Origin of the sequence: Streptomyces sp. NPDC101225 (genome assembly GCF_044767585.1) — a bacterium.
Lineage (GTDB): Bacteria > Actinomycetota > Actinomycetes > Streptomycetales > Streptomycetaceae > Streptomyces.
Genome location: NZ_JBIWOE010000002.1, coordinates 105,940 through 121,957, shown reverse-complemented (window position 1 = coordinate 121,957; position 16,018 = coordinate 105,940). Strand labels below are relative to the sequence as shown.

Annotated in this window: 13 protein-coding genes, 1 tRNA gene and 1 pseudogene; 11 read left to right on the top strand and 4 right to left on the bottom strand. The window is 73.4% G+C overall.

Annotated elements, in window-relative coordinates:
• The first annotated feature begins 62 nt into the window (after window positions 1-62).
• The 4 genes and pseudogenes from ACIRPX_RS03310 (at window position 63) to ACIRPX_RS03295 (ending at window position 2,625) form a co-directional block, all read left to right on the top strand.
• Window positions 63-566: a DUF5949 family protein gene (locus ACIRPX_RS03310; protein ID WP_404187590.1), complete on the top strand. Its 504-nt coding sequence runs from the start codon at window positions 63-65 to the stop codon at window positions 564-566.
• A pseudogene (locus tag ACIRPX_RS03305) lies at window positions 563-1,148 on the top strand (vitamin K epoxide reductase family protein). Before ACIRPX_RS03310 ends, ACIRPX_RS03305 begins: the two are co-directional and overlap by 4 nt.
• 108 nt (window positions 1,149-1,256) lie before the next feature.
• The gene (locus ACIRPX_RS03300) at window positions 1,257-1,772 is read left to right on the top strand and encodes a tyrosinase family oxidase copper chaperone (RefSeq protein WP_404187589.1); all 516 of its coding nucleotides are present in this window, start codon (window positions 1,257-1,259) and stop codon (window positions 1,770-1,772) included.
• Window positions 1,756-2,625, top strand: coding sequence for a tyrosinase family protein (locus ACIRPX_RS03295; protein WP_404187588.1), 870 nt, complete (start codon window positions 1,756-1,758; stop codon window positions 2,623-2,625). The genes ACIRPX_RS03300 and ACIRPX_RS03295 overlap by 17 nt, the downstream gene beginning before the upstream one ends.
• Window positions 2,626-2,643: 18 nt before the next feature.
• Here the strand turns inward: ACIRPX_RS03295 and ACIRPX_RS03290 are convergent, their stop codons facing one another.
• Window positions 2,644-3,603 (bottom strand): D-2-hydroxyacid dehydrogenase family protein, encoded by a 960-nt coding sequence (locus tag ACIRPX_RS03290; protein ID WP_404188254.1) that lies wholly within the window; start codon window positions 3,601-3,603, stop codon window positions 2,644-2,646.
• Between the two features lie 82 nt (window positions 3,604-3,685).
• Window positions 3,686-4,246 carry a hypothetical protein gene (locus tag ACIRPX_RS03285; protein ID WP_404187587.1) on the bottom strand — a complete coding sequence of 187 codons (561 nt, stop codon included), beginning with the start codon at window positions 4,244-4,246 and terminating at the stop codon, window positions 3,686-3,688.
• Window positions 4,247-4,353: 107 nt separating this feature from the next.
• On the opposite strand from ACIRPX_RS03285, the gene ACIRPX_RS03280 reads away from it, so the two are divergent.
• The 5 genes from ACIRPX_RS03280 to ACIRPX_RS03260 all read left to right on the top strand — a co-directional run bounded on the left by ACIRPX_RS03280 (window position 4,354) and on the right by ACIRPX_RS03260 (window position 10,290).
• A complete protein-coding gene (locus ACIRPX_RS03280; protein ID WP_404187586.1) occupies window positions 4,354-4,866 on the top strand; it encodes a PadR family transcriptional regulator in 513 nt (170 codons plus the stop codon).
• Between the two features lie 88 nt (window positions 4,867-4,954).
• Window positions 4,955-5,317 carry an ArsR/SmtB family transcription factor gene (locus ACIRPX_RS03275; protein ID WP_404187585.1) on the top strand — a complete coding sequence of 121 codons (363 nt, stop codon included), beginning with the start codon at window positions 4,955-4,957 and terminating at the stop codon, window positions 5,315-5,317.
• Window positions 5,310-8,066 (top strand): magnesium-translocating P-type ATPase, encoded by a 2,757-nt coding sequence (gene mgtA, locus ACIRPX_RS03270; protein ID WP_404187584.1) that lies wholly within the window; start codon window positions 5,310-5,312, stop codon window positions 8,064-8,066. The genes ACIRPX_RS03275 and mgtA overlap by 8 nt, the downstream gene beginning before the upstream one ends.
• A gap of 81 nt (window positions 8,067-8,147) precedes the next feature.
• Complete coding sequence (tatA, locus tag ACIRPX_RS03265) at window positions 8,148-8,345, top strand: Sec-independent protein translocase subunit TatA (RefSeq protein ID WP_404187583.1); 198 nt, start codon at window positions 8,148-8,150, stop codon at window positions 8,343-8,345.
• Between the two features lie 190 nt (window positions 8,346-8,535).
• A complete protein-coding gene (locus ACIRPX_RS03260) occupies window positions 8,536-10,290 on the top strand; it encodes an LCP family protein (protein ID WP_404187582.1) in 1,755 nt (584 codons plus the stop codon).
• A gap of 242 nt (window positions 10,291-10,532) precedes the next feature.
• On the opposite strand, the gene ACIRPX_RS03255 is transcribed toward ACIRPX_RS03260, so the two are convergent.
• Window positions 10,533-11,201 carry a hypothetical protein gene (locus tag ACIRPX_RS03255; RefSeq protein ID WP_404187581.1) on the bottom strand — a complete coding sequence of 223 codons (669 nt, stop codon included), beginning with the start codon at window positions 11,199-11,201 and terminating at the stop codon, window positions 10,533-10,535.
• A gap of 246 nt (window positions 11,202-11,447) precedes the next feature.
• Window positions 11,448-11,520: transfer RNA gene (locus ACIRPX_RS03250), tRNA-Arg, on the bottom strand.
• A 320-nt stretch (window positions 11,521-11,840) separates the two neighbouring features.
• On the opposite strand from ACIRPX_RS03250, the gene ACIRPX_RS03245 reads away from it, so the two are divergent.
• The gene (locus ACIRPX_RS03245; protein WP_404187580.1) at window positions 11,841-13,448 is read left to right on the top strand and encodes a dynamin family protein; all 1,608 of its coding nucleotides are present in this window, start codon (window positions 11,841-11,843) and stop codon (window positions 13,446-13,448) included.
• A gap of 417 nt (window positions 13,449-13,865) precedes the next feature.
• A complete protein-coding gene (locus ACIRPX_RS03240; RefSeq protein ID WP_404187579.1) occupies window positions 13,866-15,794 on the top strand; it encodes a YfjP family GTPase in 1,929 nt (642 codons plus the stop codon).
• Window positions 15,795-16,018: the final 224 nt, after the last annotated feature.

Here is a 16,018-nt window from a genome sequence, read left to right as displayed (position 1 = left end):
TGCCGAGGTGGCGTCGGACGCCGCGAAAGGAACACGATGACGCTCCTGAAGGAAGACGCGCGATGACCTCCACCCCGAGCGAGACGCGGCCCTTCGACCTCGCCCAGCTGGGCACGCTCGTCCTGCTGCCCTGGAGCAGCGGGGCCGCCGACGGCGCCGACATGCCCTATCTGCTGGCCTACTCCCTGGGGGACGCGGAGGGCGGTCCGGAGACGACGGCCCCCGCGGTCGAAGGGCTGCTGGCGAGCAACGGGCTGACGGCCGGCGGCGCCCTCTTCGACGGCACGGCGGCCGGCACCGGTCTCACCATCACGCTGCGCGTCGAGGGCGGCGAGGCCGTCGTCGACATGCCGCAGCTGGGGGCCCGGTGCGCCGCTCCGCCCGCCTGGCTGACGGCCGTCGCCGAACGCGGTTACGCCTACCTCGTGTTCACCACCCGCCCCTGGCCCGAGGGCCGACCGGGTCAGCCGATCGAGGCGGAGGTGCTGACCTCCTTCGTCACCGCCGAGCAGACCCTGCGGGCCGCCGCGCACGTCGTTCTGCCGGCGCAGGGCCCGCGCGCCTGACGCGACGGGCCGGGAGCGGCCCCGCGCTCGCCGTGCTGCCGGTGCTCACGGGCGCGGCGGGGCTGCCGGCCTCCTGGGTCATCACCGTCGACGAGTTCAGGCTGCGGAAGAACCCGGCCTTCGTCCCCGGGGTGCAGCCTGAACCCGGTGGTGTCCAGGGGCAGCGTGATGAAGAGCGCCCAGGCCTCGGCCTTCGGGTTCCCCAACCCGATGCCGGGCCTGGTGGGCTACGCCGCCGTGATCTGCCTGGGCATGAGTCAGCCGGCCGGCGCGGAGTTCCCCGGCTGGTACTGGCCGACCTTCGGGGCGGGCTGTCTGTCCGGGATCGGGTTCGTGGCCTGGCTGCAGTTCGCGTCGCTGTACCGGATCAACGCGCTGTGCCTGTGGTGCTGTCTGGCCTGGGCCGCGACGATCCCGCTGTTCCGGTACGTCACGGCCTTCGTGGTGCGGGCCGGCTTCCTGCCCGCACCGGGCCCGGTGCGGCGTTTCCTCGCGGAGCTCACCTGGGTCCTGCCCGTCCGGCACATCGGTGTCGACGGCATGCCGATCCTGACGCGCGGGGCGGACTTCCGGACGAGCTGACTCTCCGGAGTGCCGGGGCAGGGCCGTTTGGCCGTATCGGTGGTGACGGTACGGCCCGTCCTGTGGTTAACCGCTGCGGACATGAGGATCTGTCCGGAGGAGTGAGCCATGACGGTCAGTGCCGACGACGGGGTGCCGAAGGGCGCGGAGCCCGAGACCGGCGAGGAGGCGCGCGGCGGGCCCGGGCGGCGGACACGGGGGGTGCTGAGACGTGGGCTGTTCGCCTGTGCCGCGGCCCTCGCGCTCGCCCCGCTCGTCGGCGCCTCGCGCGCCGCGCGGACCGGCGCCGGTCACGCGGGTCACCGGGACACGGAGGAGCGGGCCTTCGACGAGGTGTACCGCGGCCGTCGCATCAGGGGCACGCCGCTGCCCGCCGGGGCGGGCGGGACGCAGGGGTGCGCGTGGGAGGTCACCGTGGACGGCCACCCGCTGCATCTGATGCGCCGTGCCGACGGCACCTGGCTGACCATGGTCGACCACTACAGCTCGTACGGGACCTCGCTGGAGGCGGCCCGGGCGGCCGTGGACGAACTCGGGCCCGGGCGGCGGCTGCGCGATCTGGCGCCGGGTCCGTTCGGCGCACGGGAGGCGCGCAGGGGAGGACACCATGGCGTACGTGCGTAAGAACGCCGGCAAGCTGACGCCCGACGAGCGGCGACGGTTCGTCAACGCGCTGCTCGAGATCAAATGGCGCGGCGAGTACGACGAGTTCGTACGGCTGCACATCGCGTTCTACACGGCCGACGGCGACCGCGGCCTGCGCGCGGCACACATGGCCCCCTCCTTCCTGCCCTGGCACCGGCGCTTCCTGCTGGACCTGGAGAGGGCGCTGCAGCGGGTCGACCCGTCGGTGACGGTGCCGTACTGGGACTGGACGCGGGACCGGTCGACGACGGCCACGCCCTGGACCGACGACCTGCTCGGCGGGAACGGGCGCAGCCCCGACCGCCAGGTCGTCAGCGGGCCCTTCGCCTACACGCAGGGCTACTGGCCGATCCGGGAGGGAGTCACCGACGGCGTCTTCCTCACCAGGGACTTCGGGCGTCCCCGGCACCCCATCGAGCTGCCCACGAAGAAGGACCTGGACGCGGCGCTCGCCGACGACGTCTACGACACCCCGCCCTGGGACTCCACCTGCACGGAGGGCTTCCGCAACAAGCTGGAGGGCTGGGGCACCGGCAGGGACCACGTCGCCTGGCGCAACCACAACCTCGTCCACCGCTGGGTCGGCGGCGCCATGCTCGGCGGGGCCTCCGTCAACGACCCCGTGTTCTGGCTGCACCACGCCTTCGTCGACCTGCAGTGGACCCGCTGGCAGCAGCGGCACCGCAAGAGCGCGCGCTATCTCCCGGCCGCCCCGCCCGGACCCGGCGACGACCAGCGCGGCCGGATCGTGGCCCGGGACGAGCGCATGCCGCCGTGGGACGTGACGCCGCGCGAGGTGGAGGACGTGAGCGGGATCTACCGCTACGCCTGATGGGCCGGGCCGGGTCGTTCAGCCCAGGCGCCGTACCGGTTCGCCGTCGAGGAACGCGCGGATGTCGTCCACCGCCTCGCGGTAGTACGTCTCGTAGTTCGACCGCGAGACGTAGCCGAGGTGCGGAGTGGCGAGCAGGCGGGGGGCCGTGCGCATGGGGTGGCCGGCGGGCAGGGGCTCGACGTCGAACACGTCGACGCCCGCACCGGCGATACGGCCCTCGTGCAGGGCGGCGAGCAGGGCGTCCTGGTCGACGATCGCGGCACGGGAGGTGTTGACCAGGTAGGCCGTGGGCTTGAGCAGGGCGAGTTCGGCTGGGCCGAGCAGGCCGCGGGTGCGGTCGCTCAGGGCCAGGTGGACGGAGACGTAGTCGCTGTCGGCCAGCAACTCCTCCTTGGAGGCGGCGAGGTGGACGCCCACCTCGTCGGCGTACTCCTTGGTGAGGTGCCGGCTCCAGGCGCTGACGTGCATGCCGAAGGCGAGGCCCACGTGTGCGACCCGGCTGCCGATCTTGCCGAGGCCGAGCAGGCCGAGCCGGCGGCCGTGCAGGTCGGCGCCGACCGTCTGCTGCCAGGGGCCGCCGGAGCGCAGGGAGTTGGCCTCCTCGACGATCCCGCGGGCCAGGCCCAGCAGCAGGGCCCAGGTCAGTTCGACGGGCGGGGTCGGGGTGCTGGCCGTGCCGCACACGGTGACGCCGTGGGCCTCGGCGGCGGCGAGGTCGATGACGCTGTTGCGCATGCCGGAGGCGACCAGGAGCCTGAGCCGGGGCAGGCGGGCGAACAGCGAGGCCGGGAAGGCGACCCGCTCGCGCAGGGTCACCACGATGTCGAAGTCGGCGAGGACGGCGGCCAGTTCGTCCTCGTCGGCGACATGTTCGGGGAAGCTGACGATCTCCACCCGGTCCGCCACGGGTGACCAGTCGGCGATCCCGGTCGCGACCTGCTGGTAGTCGTCGAGTACAGCGCAGCGCAGCCGCACGGCGGGTCCCTTCGTCGGTGTCTCGGTGCAGGGGGTCATGGTCCCGCAGGAGGAGGGCGGGCCGGGCGGTCAGGGGGCCCGGTCAGCCGGCCTGCTGCCGGGCCCTGGCCTGGACGTGGGCGGCGTAGCGGAGGGTGAAGACCATCGGGACGGCGAAGCCGGCGACCTGGATGAGGGTGGCGGGCGTCGAGTGGCCGTTGCCGGTGTGCGCCTCCAGGGCGAGCAGTGCGGCGGTCACGGCGAAGGCCGCGGTCCACACGGCGGTGATGACGACGTTGACGCGGACGAACGGCTTGAGTCCCCAGACCTCCGGCGGGGTGCCGCGCTTGGCGATGCCCAGCGTGAACGGCCTGCCGACGGCCAGCGAGCCCCCGGCGATGACGGCCAGGGTGCCGGAGGAGAGGGCCGCGGAGTAGTCGTGCACGCCCGAGCGCGGGTCGGCGAAGGCGACCACGGCCAGGACGGCGAAGAAGGCGGCCGAGCCCAGTTCGATGATCAGGGCGTCGAGCCCGGTGCCCGCCCGCACCTGCCGGCCGACCACCCCGATCGCGGCCACGAGGGCGGCGAGGGCGCCCCACTGCCAGCTGCCCGAGGGCACCGCGGCGAAGACGATCCAGGGGAGGAACGTGCGCAGGTAGGACATGGGGGCTCCGTCCGGGTTCCGTTCAAAGGTTTCAGTTCTGACATGTCAAAACTAGAAGGTGTGCTCACGACATGTCAATACTGGAATGTCGGAGGTAGGGTGGCCGCATGAGCCTTCGACACGCCCTGCTCGGACTGCTGGCCGAGCGCACCGCCAGCGGGTACGACCTGCTGAAACTGTTCGACACGTCGCTGGCCAACGTCTGGCCGGCCACGCAGAGCCAGATCTACACGGAGCTGACCAAGCTCGCCGGCTCCGGTCTGATCACGGTCGCGGCGGAGGGCCCCCGCGGCCGCAAGGAGTACGCCATCACCGACGCGGGCATGGCCGAACTCCGGCACTGGCTGACCGGGACCCGGCCCCAGCGGACCATCCGCAGCGACGTCCTGCTGCGCGTCTTCTTCCTCGGCGTACTGACGCCCGAACAGGCCCGGGGGTACCTCATCGAGCTGGAGGAGATGTCCGCGGCGGAGGGCGAGGAACTGCGGCAGCTGTCGGAGTCGGTGGACTGGGGAGACGACCAGCTCTCGGTCCACGGCAGGATCGCGCTGGAGTACGGGCTGCGGTTCAACGCCATGCGCCGGGAGTGGGCCCGGTGGGCGGCCTCGCAGATCGGGTGAGCCTGCGTCCACAGGGGCCCGGACGTGCTCGTGGCGGCCTCTAGACTGAACCGGCGCGGTGCGGAACAGGCGGGACGGGAGCAGGGCAGTGGCGGCAGACACCGGTGGCTTCGAGGATCCCTCCGCCGAGGTGCTCACGGAGGCGGCCGCGGCCTTCGGGCTGCTGGCGTCCTCGGCCCGGCTGCACATCGTGTGGGCGCTGGCGCAGGGCGAGAGCGACGTCACCCATCTAGCGGACCGGGTCGGCGGCGCGCTGCCCGCGGTCAGCCAGCATCTGGCGAAGCTGAAACTCGCCGGGCTGGTGCGCTCCCGCCGCGAGGGCCGGCGCCAGATCTACTTCGTGGACGACCCCGACGTCGTGACCGTGGTCCGGGTGATGCTGGGCCAGCTGTCGGCGCGGTCCGAGGGGGCGTCCGCGTCCGTGCACAGGCTGCGCGGGACCGGTGGCTGACAGCGCGGCGCCCCCGGAGCCCGCCGACGGCGCATCCGCCGGGCGGGTCTTCGCGTCGGTGCGGGAGCCGGGCGCGGCGACCCTCCTGCAGACGCTGCGGCACCTGGACAGCGGCCCGCGCGGCCTGACCGAGGCCGAGGCGGCGCGGCGGCAGGCCCGCGTCGGCCCGAACACGCTCCCGGGGCGCCGGGAGTCCTCCTGGCCGACGGCGCTGGGGCGGAGTGTGCGCGACCCGTTCACCGCCGTACTGCTCTGCCTCGGCCTGGTCTCGGCGGCCGTCGCCTCCTGGGGCACCGCCTGCGTGATCCTCCTGCTCGTCGCGGTGAGCTGCGCGCTGCGGGCCTCCGGGGAGCACCGGGCCGACCGGTCCATGGCCGGACTGCGCCGCCTGGTCGCCACCACCGCCACCGTCCTGCGCCGGGACGGCGAGGATCTGGCGCCGCAGGCGCGGGAGATCCCCGTGGACGAGCTGGTGCCCGGGGACGTGATCCGGCTCGGCCCGGGCGACCTGGTCCCGGCCGACGTACGGCTGGTGCGCGCGCAGGGACTGACCGTGCACCAGGCGCCGCTCACGGGCGAGTCGGCACCCGTGGCCAAGGACGCCGACGACGCGGCGGCCGCGGCCGGCGGCGGATTCGACCGGCCGCAGCTGTGCTTCCAGGGCAGCAGCGTGGCCTCCGGGAACGCCACCGCGGTGGTCGTGGCGACCGGCGCGCGCACCCGGTTCGCCGCCGCGCACGGCGGCGCCGGCGAGCGGCGGGAGGCCAGCGCCTTCGACCGGTCGGTGCACGGGATCTCCTGGATCCTCATCCGGTTCATGCTGCTGACCCCGCCGCTGGTCCTGATGGCGGGCGCCGCCCTGCGCGACCGCGGCCCGGAGACGCTGCCGTTCGCCGTCGCGGTCGCCGTCGGGCTGACGCCGGAGATGCTGCCGGTCATCGTCACCCTGTGCCTGGCGCGCGGGGCCTCGCTGCTCGCACGACGGCACGGCGTGATCGTCAAGCGGCTGCCCGCGCTGCACGACCTGGGCGCCGTCGACGTGCTGTGCCTCGACAAGACCGGCACGCTCACCCAGGACCGGCCGGTCCTCCACCGTGCCCTCGGCCCCGGCGGACGGGACGACCCGGAGGTGCTGCGCTGGGCCGCGGTGAACGCCTGGTGGACCCTCCAGCTCGCCGACCTGCCCGCACCGGACGCCCTCGACGACGCGGTGCTCGACGCCGCCGGCGAGGACGGCGTCCTGGCCTCCGACAACGTCATGGCGTACGACGGCGTGGCGGCCTACGACGGTGTGGCGGCCCTTCCCTTCGACCCGCTGCGGCGCCTTGCCACCGCCGTGGTGCGCACGCCGGGCCGGCCGGGCGTGCACACCCTGGTCGTCAAGGGGGCCGCGGAAACCGTGCTGGAGCGCTGCGTCCTGGCGGACGAGGAGCGCGCGGAACTGCTCGCGCTCGCCGCGCGGCACGCGGACGAGGGGCTGAGGGTCCTCGCGGTCGCCACCGCGGACCGCTCCGCACGCCTGCGTGACTGCACGCCGGCCGACGAACGGGGCCTGCGATTCCGGGGTTTCGTCACCTTCGAGGACGCGCTCGCCCCGACCGCCGCCGCGGCGCTGCGGGTCCTCGCGGGACGGGGCGTGCGCGTCACGGTCGTCACCGGCGACCACCCCGGCACCGCGGTGCGTGTCTGCCGGGACCTGGGCCTCGACGTGCCGCCGGGCGGGGTCCTGACCGGTGGGCGCGTCGACGGCCTGACCGATGCCGAACTGGCCGAGGCCGCCGCCCGGACCGTCGTCTTCGCCCGCTGCGGCCCCGAGCACAAGGCCCGGGTCGCCACCGCGCTGCGCGCGAGCGGGCACACCGTCGGCCATCTCGGCGACGGGGTCAACGACCTGCCCGCGCTGCGCGCCGCCGACGTCGGCATCGCACCGCGCGACGCCGTGGACGTCGCACGGGAGGGCGCGGACCTGGTCCTCGCCGAGAAGGACCTCACGGCCGTCGGTCACGGCATCGCGGCCGGACGGTACGCGGGCGGCAACATCGCCACCTATCTGCGGATCACCCTGTCCTCGAACCTCGGCAACGTCATCGCGATGCTCGCGGCCGGTCTCCTGCTGCCCTTCCTGCCGATGCTGCCGGCACAGGTGCTGGCGCAGAACCTCTGCTTCGACGCGGCCCAGCTCGCCTTCGCCCACGACCGGCCGCATCCCTCGGTGCTGCGCCGCCCGACCGTGCTGCGCCCACGCCAACTGCTGCGCTTCATCACCGGCTTCGGCCTCCTCAACGCGGTCGCCGACCTCGCCACCTTCGGGGTGCTGGCGTTCGCCCTGAGCGGGTTCGAGGGGCTGGGGGACGCCTCGGCGTTCCACTCCGGCTGGTTCACCGAGAACCTGCTGACCCAGGCGCTGGTGATGGTGCTGCTGCGCGCCGGGCGGCACCGTGCGACCCGCGGAGGCCCGGGGCCGGTCGGCTGGGCGGCGGGCGCGCTGGCCGCCGTGGGGCTGCTGGTGCCGGTGTCCCCGCTGGGCGCGCTGCTCGGGCTGGCGCCGCTGCCGCTTCTGTACTACCTCCTGCTGGCGGCCGTACTCACGCTGTATGCCGTGGGGTTGGTGGCGGTCCGGTCGTGGCAGGGGCGGGAGACGGCGCAAGGGGAGACGCGGGAGCGGGGGACGGCGGAGCGGACGGCGCAGGGCCGGAGTGCGCTGGGGCGGAGTTCGCAGGGCCGGAGTTCGCGGGGTCGGAGTTCGTAGGACCGGCCGGGCGGGACGCGGAGCTGTTGGTTGTACAGTTGCGCAAGATAGCAACCATCAACGTGGAGAGGGGTGGGCGGGATGCTCCGCAACGGACTGGAACCGTGGCACCTGCTGGTCCTGGCCATCGTCATCATCCTGCTGTTCGGATCGAAGAAGCTGCCCGAGGCCGCTCGCGGTCTCGGCAAGTCGATGCGCATCCTCAAGAGCGAGGCGAAGGCGATGAAGGACGACGAGGGTGCGGTCCACCCCGTCTCCGGGGACGGCACGACCCACTGACCGGCAGGAGCCTTCCGTAACCGCGTCGTTGCAGCGTGTGCGTGTGGTGTAAACCACTTTCGCGCGCGGGCACAGTTGCTATATTGCGCAATCATCCAATCCGTGGGGTGCGCCCTGACGTGCGGGGCGGTGTCCTGTTCCCGGCCGTCGCGCCGGCGGTTGGCGTCGGCCAGAGCAGAGGGAGTGGGACGTGAGCGACCCCTGGGGTGAAGCCCGCGGCCGTGCCGCCACACGTGCCCGCTCGGCCGCACGCGATCGGTCGGGCGTACGCGACCGCTCGTCGTCCGTGCCGCACCAGCGTCACGCGGACGACGGCGGACCGCGTCGTGCCTCGCACGGCGGCCGGGCGGCCACCCGGCAGGCGGCGCACTCCCGGGGACGCCGCGCGAACCGGCGGGCCAGGCCCGCCGCCCGGCGCAGGCGAAGGATCGCCCGCATAGCCCTGTTCACGGTGTCGGCGCTGATCCTGGTCACCGCCGGTGCGGGCGCGTGGCTGTACGAGCACCTGAACGGCAACATCAACAGCGTCTCGCTGGACGGCAAGGGCGGCCAGGAGAAGGCGGACGCCTTCGGCCGGACCCCGATCAACCTCCTGGTGATCGGCTCCGACGGCCGGAACAACGCCGCCGACTGCAAGCTGGGCGGCGGCTGCGGTTCGGCGAGTTCGACCGCCGGGCACAACGCGGACGTGGAGATGGTGGTGCACGTCTCCGCCGACCGCTCCAACGCCACGGTGATGAGCATCCCGCGCGACACCATGACCGAGGTCCCCGCCTGCAAGGACCCGGACACCGGTCAGTCGACGTCCGGCTTCCACGGGCAGATCAACAGCGCGCTGCAGTACGGCGCGGCCTGCCAGGTCGACACCGTCCACCAGCTCACCGGCATCACCATCGACCACTTCGTGATGCTCGACTTCGCCGGCGTGGTGAAGATGTCCGACGCCGTGGGCGGAGTGTCGGTGTGCGTCAGCGACAACGTCTACGACACCTACTCGCACCTGAAGCTCTCCAAGGGCTCGCACACCCTCAAGGGCAAGGCGGCCCTGGAGTTCGTCCGTTCCCGGCACGGCTTCGGCGACGGCAGCGACCTGGGCCGTACGGTCTCCCAGCACCTCTTCCTGGGCGCCATGATCCGCAAGTTCAAGAGCGCGGGCACGCTGGCCAACCCGGCCAAGGTCTACTCGCTGGCCGACGCCGCCACCAAGGCGCTGACCGTGGACACCGGCCTCGGCAGCGTGAGCAAGCTCGTCGGCCTGGCGACCGACCTGAACAAGGTGCCGTCGAAGCGGATGACGTTCACCACGATGCAGACGGGGGCCGACCCGACCAACCCCGACCGCGTCGTGCCCGCGGCCGCCGCGAAGACGCTGTTCGCGACCATCGCCAACGACCAGTCCCTGACGTCGAGCAGCGGCAAGAAGAAGGCCGCCACGTCCGCGTCCCCGTCGCCCGTGGCCACCGTGCCGGCCTCCGAGGTCGCCGTGGAGGTCGAGAACGGCACCACCACCCCCGGACGCGCCTCGGCGATCGCCCAGGCACTGACGGCCAAGGGCTTCAGCCGGAACACGACCACCGGCAACGCCCCCGAGCAGTCCTCGAAGACGACGATCACCTACGGCCCCGGCCAGAAGGCCCAGGCCCAGACGGCCGCCGCGGCGCTCGGTGTGCCCGCCTCGCACCTCACCCAGGGCGGCACCGCGGGCGTGGTCCTCGTCATCGGCAGCGACTGGACGAGCGGCACGGCCTACACCTCCTCGGGCGACTCGTCCTCCGGCCCCGCGGACACCCACGCGGCGATCGCCGACGCCCACGCCCAGACCGCCGACAAGGCCAAGAGCTGCGCCAAGGTCAGCACTTACAAGACGGTGCAGATCAACGGCGTCCCGATGACACCGGCACAGGCGTACGCGGCTGCCACCACGAAGAAGGACTCGGCGCCCTAGGGGTGTCTGACAGTTCCCGTCGTCCGCCCGGAGGGCGGGCGCCGCTCGGCCGCGCCGGCGGCGACCCGCTTGATGAGGACGGCAGCCGCCGCGTCCGCCGCGCGGAGGCATCCCCGAAGCCGTACCGGGCCGCCGCGTCAGCCGCGGCGCACGCGCACGTGCCGCGGTGCCATCTCGCGGGGCGGCCGCGGCGGCGCCGTGGAGCGGACCGCTCCCCCCTGCGGCCGTGCTCGCCGCGAGGGTCAGCTGCGGTCGTCGTCCCCGGCCGGCTCGGCGGCCCGGAGGCCTGCCGCCGCCCGGCGAGCTCGCTCGGCGCGACGCCGGTACTCGGCGCCGGCCTGCTCGGACTGCCCCACGGCGAGCCGTTCGTACTCGTCGGCGAGCTCCCGATAGGCGGCGCCCAGCGCGAGCTCGATCTCCGAGAACTGTTTGTGCAGGCGGCGCACCCTGGCTTCCAGGACATCCCGCGTCGGGGCACCACCGCCGGCCTGCCGCTTCCGGGAGGCGGCCGTCTCCCTCTCGACGCTGCGCTGCTCCCTGTCGTCGCGCGCGTCCGCACGGTTCAGTGCCGCCTGGCTGCGGTCCAGCCGCTCCTGGCTGGCGTCCAGCAGACCCCGGGCCCGCTCGATCTCCTCGTGCGACCGCTGCCGCAGGGTGGGGACCTGCTGCCCGCCCGCCCGCGCCCGCCTGTCCAGCCGGGCCTCCCACCCAGCGAGCTGCCGTTCGCGCTGGTCGGCCAGCCGTTCGCGTTGGTCGGCGGTCTGCTCGCGCTGGTCGGCCAGCCGTTCGCGTTGGTCGGCGGTCTGCTCGCGTTCGTCGGCCAGCCGCTCGCGTTCCTCGGCCAGCCGGTCCCGAGTGTCGGTGCCAGCGTCGGCCGAAGCGTGTTCCGCATCCGGCCGATCCGTCTCCATGTATGGAAGTATGCCCACACAGGCCCGCCGTCGCCTCACAATGCAGCGGCCATCAGGCCAATGATGCTCAGCGAAGCGACGGTGCGTCGTACGCACACCCGGGTGGAGGAGGCAGCGCGGCACCCGTGCTGCGCGCAGGTCTGCCCCTCCGCGCGCACCGGACACTCGATCTTCGGCCAGAATCACGCCGGGTGGAACCCGCTCCGCACAGCAAAAACGCCCTCCCGAAGGAGGGCGGAGACGGTGCGCCCCCGGCAGGACTCGAACCTGCGGCCAAGCGCTTAGAAGGCGCCTGCTCTATCCACTGAGCTACGGGGGCCGGGTGTGTGGCCTCTGTCGTGGTGCCCGGGTGTGGGCTGATCCGTGACGTTGCCGGGGACAAGGATAGGGCTCCCGCATCCGTGTCCCTGTCGCTTCGCCTCCGTGGCTCAATGTGGAGGTTCAGTGAAGCGGTCCTGATAATCGCAGGCAGGTACGAATCGTGCATCGCTTTTGGGCCCTCGCGCACCGGGTGTTGTGCACTCGTTATGCCTGGACTGTGCCCGCGTCCCAGTCATCCCTTCCGTCCCTTGTGTCCTGTCGGCGCGCAGACATGCTCATATGCTTCAGAATTCCCCTAAAATTGGGCATTCTTCGCATGTGGTGACCTTGGACGTACGGCCTCAGCTGCTCGACGCACTCTCCGCCCTGCGCGACCGTGTCGCCGCCGCTCGCTTCCCGCTGCCCCTGGCGGGGGCTCCACGCGCGCGTGCCAACCGCGACGAACTGCTCGCACAGCTCGACGACTACTTGGTGCCCCGGTTGAAGGAGCCCGAAGCGCCTTTGCTGGCCGTGGTGGGCGGTTCCACCGGGGCCGGCAAGTCGACCCTCGTCAACTCGCTCGTGGGACGGCGCGTCAGCGAGGCGGGCGTGCTGCGGCCGACCACGCGGACACCGGTGCTCGTGTGCCATCCGGAGGACCATCACTGGTTCAGCGGGATGAGAGTGCTGCCCGACCTCACGCGCGTATGGGTGCCCCATCAGGACGCCGGGGACGAGCTGTTGCTCCCGGGGGAGGACCCCGCGCGCGTACTGCGCGTCGAGACCGCCGACTCGATGCCGCGCGGTATCGCGCTCCTCGACGCCCCCGACATCGACTCGCTCGTCGCCGACAACCGCGTCCTGGCCGCCGAACTGGTCTGCGCGGCCGACATCTGGATCATGGTCACCACGGCGGCCCGGTACGCCGACGCCGTCCCCTGGCATCTGCTGCGTACCGCCAAGGAGTACGACGCCACCTTGGTGACCGTGCTCGACCGCGTCCCGCACCAGGTCGTCTCCGAGGTGTCCCGGCAGTACGGCGCGCTGCTCACCAAGGCCGGCCTCGGCGACGTGCCGCGCTTCACGGTGCCCGAACTGCCCGAGTCCGCCTGGGGGAGCGGGCTGCTGCCGGCCACGGCCGTGGCCTCGCTGCGGACCTGGCTGGTGCACCTGGCGCAGGACCCGGCCGCCCGTCAGCACGTCATGGCCCGTACCGCGCAAGGCGTGCTCAACTCGCTGAAGGCGCGGATGCCCGAACTCGCCAGTGCCGCGGCCGCCCAGTACGCGGCCGCGCTGCGGCTCACCTCCGCCGTCGACACGGCGTACGACAGCGAGCACGCGCGCGTGCGGGGGCGGTTGCAGGCGGGCGCGGTGCTCGCGGGCGACGCGCTGAAGCGGTGGCGCGCGTTCCCGCTGGACTGCTCCGCCAGTGAGCTCCTCGACGCGCTCGTGGAGAGCCTGGCGGCCCTGCTGCTGTGCTCCGTCGCCGCCGCCGACGAGCGCGTCGAGGACGCCTGGCGGCGTGAACCCGCCGCGCGCGCCCCGGAGCTGACCGACCGTGACCCGTCCCTGGAGAGCGCCGAGCACCGCATCGGGCTCGCCGTACGGCGGTGGCGGCGCGAACTGGAGGAGTACGCCGAGGAGGAGGTGCGCGAGCTCGACCGCACCGTCGCGCCGGACCCCGAGCTCATCGCCGTACTCGTCGCCACCGTGCTGCTGGGCGGCCGGCGGGCGCGCTCGGCCGGTGAGGGGCTCGCCGAGCGGATCGGCGCGCACGGCGCGCTGCGGCTGCGCGACCGGGGCGGGCGGCTGCTCACCGAGTACCTCGACCGGGTCATGCACACCGAACGCGAGCGCCGCCTCGCGCCGCTCGACGCCCTCGACGTCCACCCCGAGCCCCAGGCCGAACTCATCGCCGCGCTGTCCGTACTGCAGAAGGAGAGGTGACCGGTGACTGCCGTCACTGACCAGGACCACACGGATCACGCCGATCAGGCAGGCGACAAGGCCGCCGGCGGGGACGAACGGCCCGATGAGCGCGTCTCCGAGGAGACCACGGCCGGGAAGCGGCCCCCGGAGCAGGACACTTCCGACACCGGCGACTCCGGTCAGGGCACGTCCCGGCAGCACCCCTCCGCAGACGGCGATTCCAGGGCCTCCGGGAATGCCGGTGTCTCCGGGAATGCCGGTGTCTCCAGGAATTCCGGTGTCTCCGGGAATCCCGAAGCCTCCGGGGATGCGGGTGATTCCGGCAAGGGCGGCTCCAGGAAGGGCACTTCCGGAGGCGGCCCCACCGGAGGCAGTTCCCTCGGACGGGATCCCTCCGAGGCGAGCCCGTCCGGAAGGAGCAGCACCGGTAGGCGCATGTTCGGGAAGGTCGGAAGAGGGCGCGCCGGGGAGACGCAAGCCTCGGTGGGCGACTCAGGCGGCCGCCGGTCCGACCGCAGGGGCCAGGAGAGGGGCGGCGTGCGCGAGAACGACGGCCACGCACGCGTGGAGGGCGGAGACACCGCCGGTCGCGGGGACTCCGCCCGTGCTGCGGATCCCCCGCGCACCGACTCCGCCCGTACGGACACCGCGGATTCCGGCGGGGCCTGGGACGACGGGCTGATCGCGCGCCGCGTGAGCGAGGACGCCGCCGGGGCCCAGCAGGTCCTCCCCGTGGAGACCCGGGGATACGGCGCCCAGGTCGCGGGACCGCTCGCGTACGACGCCCCCCTGCGGTCGCGGCTCGAGGCGATGCGGGAACTCGTGGGGCTCTCCCGCACCCGGCTCGACAGCCGGACCCTCGCCGAGGCCGGCCGGGTGCTGGACGAGGCGGCGGCGCGACGCCGGCTGTCCGGACAGCACACCGTCGTCGCCATCGCGGGCGCGACGGGCAGCGGCAAGTCGCAGCTCTTCAACGCGCTGGCCGGGGTGCCCATTTCGGAGACCGGCGTACGGCGGCCCACCACGGCGACGCCGATCGCCTGCAGCTGGAGCGACGGCGGGGCGAGCCTCATCGAGCGGCTCGGCATCCCGCCCCGGCTGCGCCGGCGCCCGCTGCAGAACCCCGAGAACGAGGCGCAGTTGCGCGGTCTGGTGCTGGTCGACCTGCCGGACCACGACTCGGCGGCCCTGCAGCACCGCGAGCAGGTGGACCGCGTCCTGGCCCTCGTCGACGCGGTCATCTGGGTCGTCGACCCCGAGAAGTACGCGGACGCGATGCTCCACGAGCGCTATCTGCGGCCCATGGCGGGCCACGCCGAGGTCATGTTCGTCGTCCTCAACCAGACCGACCGGCTGCCCGGGGAGGCCACCGAACAGGTCCTGGACGACCTGCGGCGGCTGCTCGACGAGGACGGGATCGCGCTGGGCGAGTACGGCGAACCCGGAGCGACGGTGCTCGGGCTGTCCGCGCTCACCGGTGAGGGCGTAGGCGAACTGCGGGAGGCGCTCGGCCAGTTCGTGGCGGAGCGCGGAGCGCCCGCACGCCGGATCTCGGCCGACCTCGACACCGCCGCGGCCGGGCTGAGGCCGCTCTACGCCACGCGGCGGCGGACCGGCCTGAGCGAGGAGGCACGGGACGAGTTCGCCGCCCGGCTCGCCGACGCCGTGGGGGCCTCCGCCGCGGGCGAGGCGGCCGAACGCGCCTGGCTGCGCAACGCCAACCGTGCCTGCGGAACACCGTGGCTGCGTCTGTGGCGGTGGTACCAGGACCGGTCCGAACCGGCCACGGGACGGCTGCCGCTGCGCTCCCGGACGGACGAGGAGGCCACGGCACGGCAGCGGGTCGAGCAGGCGGTACGGACGCTGTCCGACCGTGCCTCGACCGGACTGCCCGCACCCTGGGCGCAGGCCGTGCGCGAGGCGGCCGTGCGCGGCTCCCAGGGGTTGTCCGAGGCGCTGGACTCGCTGGCGACACGGACGGGTCTGCCGCCGGGCCGGCCGCCGCGGCCCGGCTGGTGGCCGGCGGCCGTAGTGGTCCAGGCGTCGATGACACTGCTTCAAGTCGTCGGCGGACTGTGGCTGTTGGGCCAGATCATCGGATTCATGGCACCGAACCTCGGGGTGCCGGTGCTGCTGATGCTGGCCGGGATCGTCGGGGGGCCGATCGTGGAGTGGAGCTGCCGCATGGCGGCACGCGGCCCCGCGCGCCGTTACGGCACCGAGGCGGAGAGGCGGTTGAGGGAGGCCGCCGCCGGGTGCGGGAGAGCCCGGGTGCTGGATCCGGTGGCGGCCGAACTGCTGCGCTACCGGGAGGTGCGGGAGCAGTACGGGCGGGTGACGGGGGCCGGAGCGGCAGGAGTGTGACGGCCGGCCGCTCACCGCGTGATCACTCGTCAGGGTCATCCTGCGGCCCTCGGCGATGCGCGGGTGCCCGCCGCGAGGTCGGTGGGGTGTGTCCGGATGGGCGTGGCGGTGTCGGGCGGGGTGCGTCCGGATGGGTGGACGGTGCTGGGCGGGGTGTGTCCGGATGGGTGTCTCTGCGCGCGGTCGTGACGATGCGGGCGGTCGTGACGATGCGGGCGGTCGTG

Bases quoted from the DNA above. Each gene is read 5' to 3' on its own strand.
- ACIRPX_RS03310 (WP_404187590.1), top strand. From the start codon at position 63: ATGACCTCCACCCCGAGCGAGACGCGGCCCTTCGACCTCGCCCAGCTG.
- ACIRPX_RS03300 (WP_404187589.1), top strand. From the start codon at position 1,257: ATGACGGTCAGTGCCGACGACGGGGTGCCGAAGGGCGCGGAGCCCGAG.
- ACIRPX_RS03295 (WP_404187588.1), top strand. From the start codon at position 1,756: ATGGCGTACGTGCGTAAGAACGCCGGCAAGCTGACGCCCGACGAGCGG.
- ACIRPX_RS03285 (WP_404187587.1), bottom strand. From the start codon at position 4,246: ATGTCCTACCTGCGCACGTTCCTCCCCTGGATCGTCTTCGCCGCGGTG.
- ACIRPX_RS03280 (WP_404187586.1), top strand. From the start codon at position 4,354: ATGAGCCTTCGACACGCCCTGCTCGGACTGCTGGCCGAGCGCACCGCC.
- tatA (WP_404187583.1), top strand. From the start codon at position 8,148: ATGCTCCGCAACGGACTGGAACCGTGGCACCTGCTGGTCCTGGCCATC.
- ACIRPX_RS03255 (WP_404187581.1), bottom strand. From the start codon at position 11,201: ATGGAGACGGATCGGCCGGATGCGGAACACGCTTCGGCCGACGCTGGC.
- ACIRPX_RS03240 (WP_404187579.1), top strand. From the start codon at position 13,866: ATGTTCGGGAAGGTCGGAAGAGGGCGCGCCGGGGAGACGCAAGCCTCG.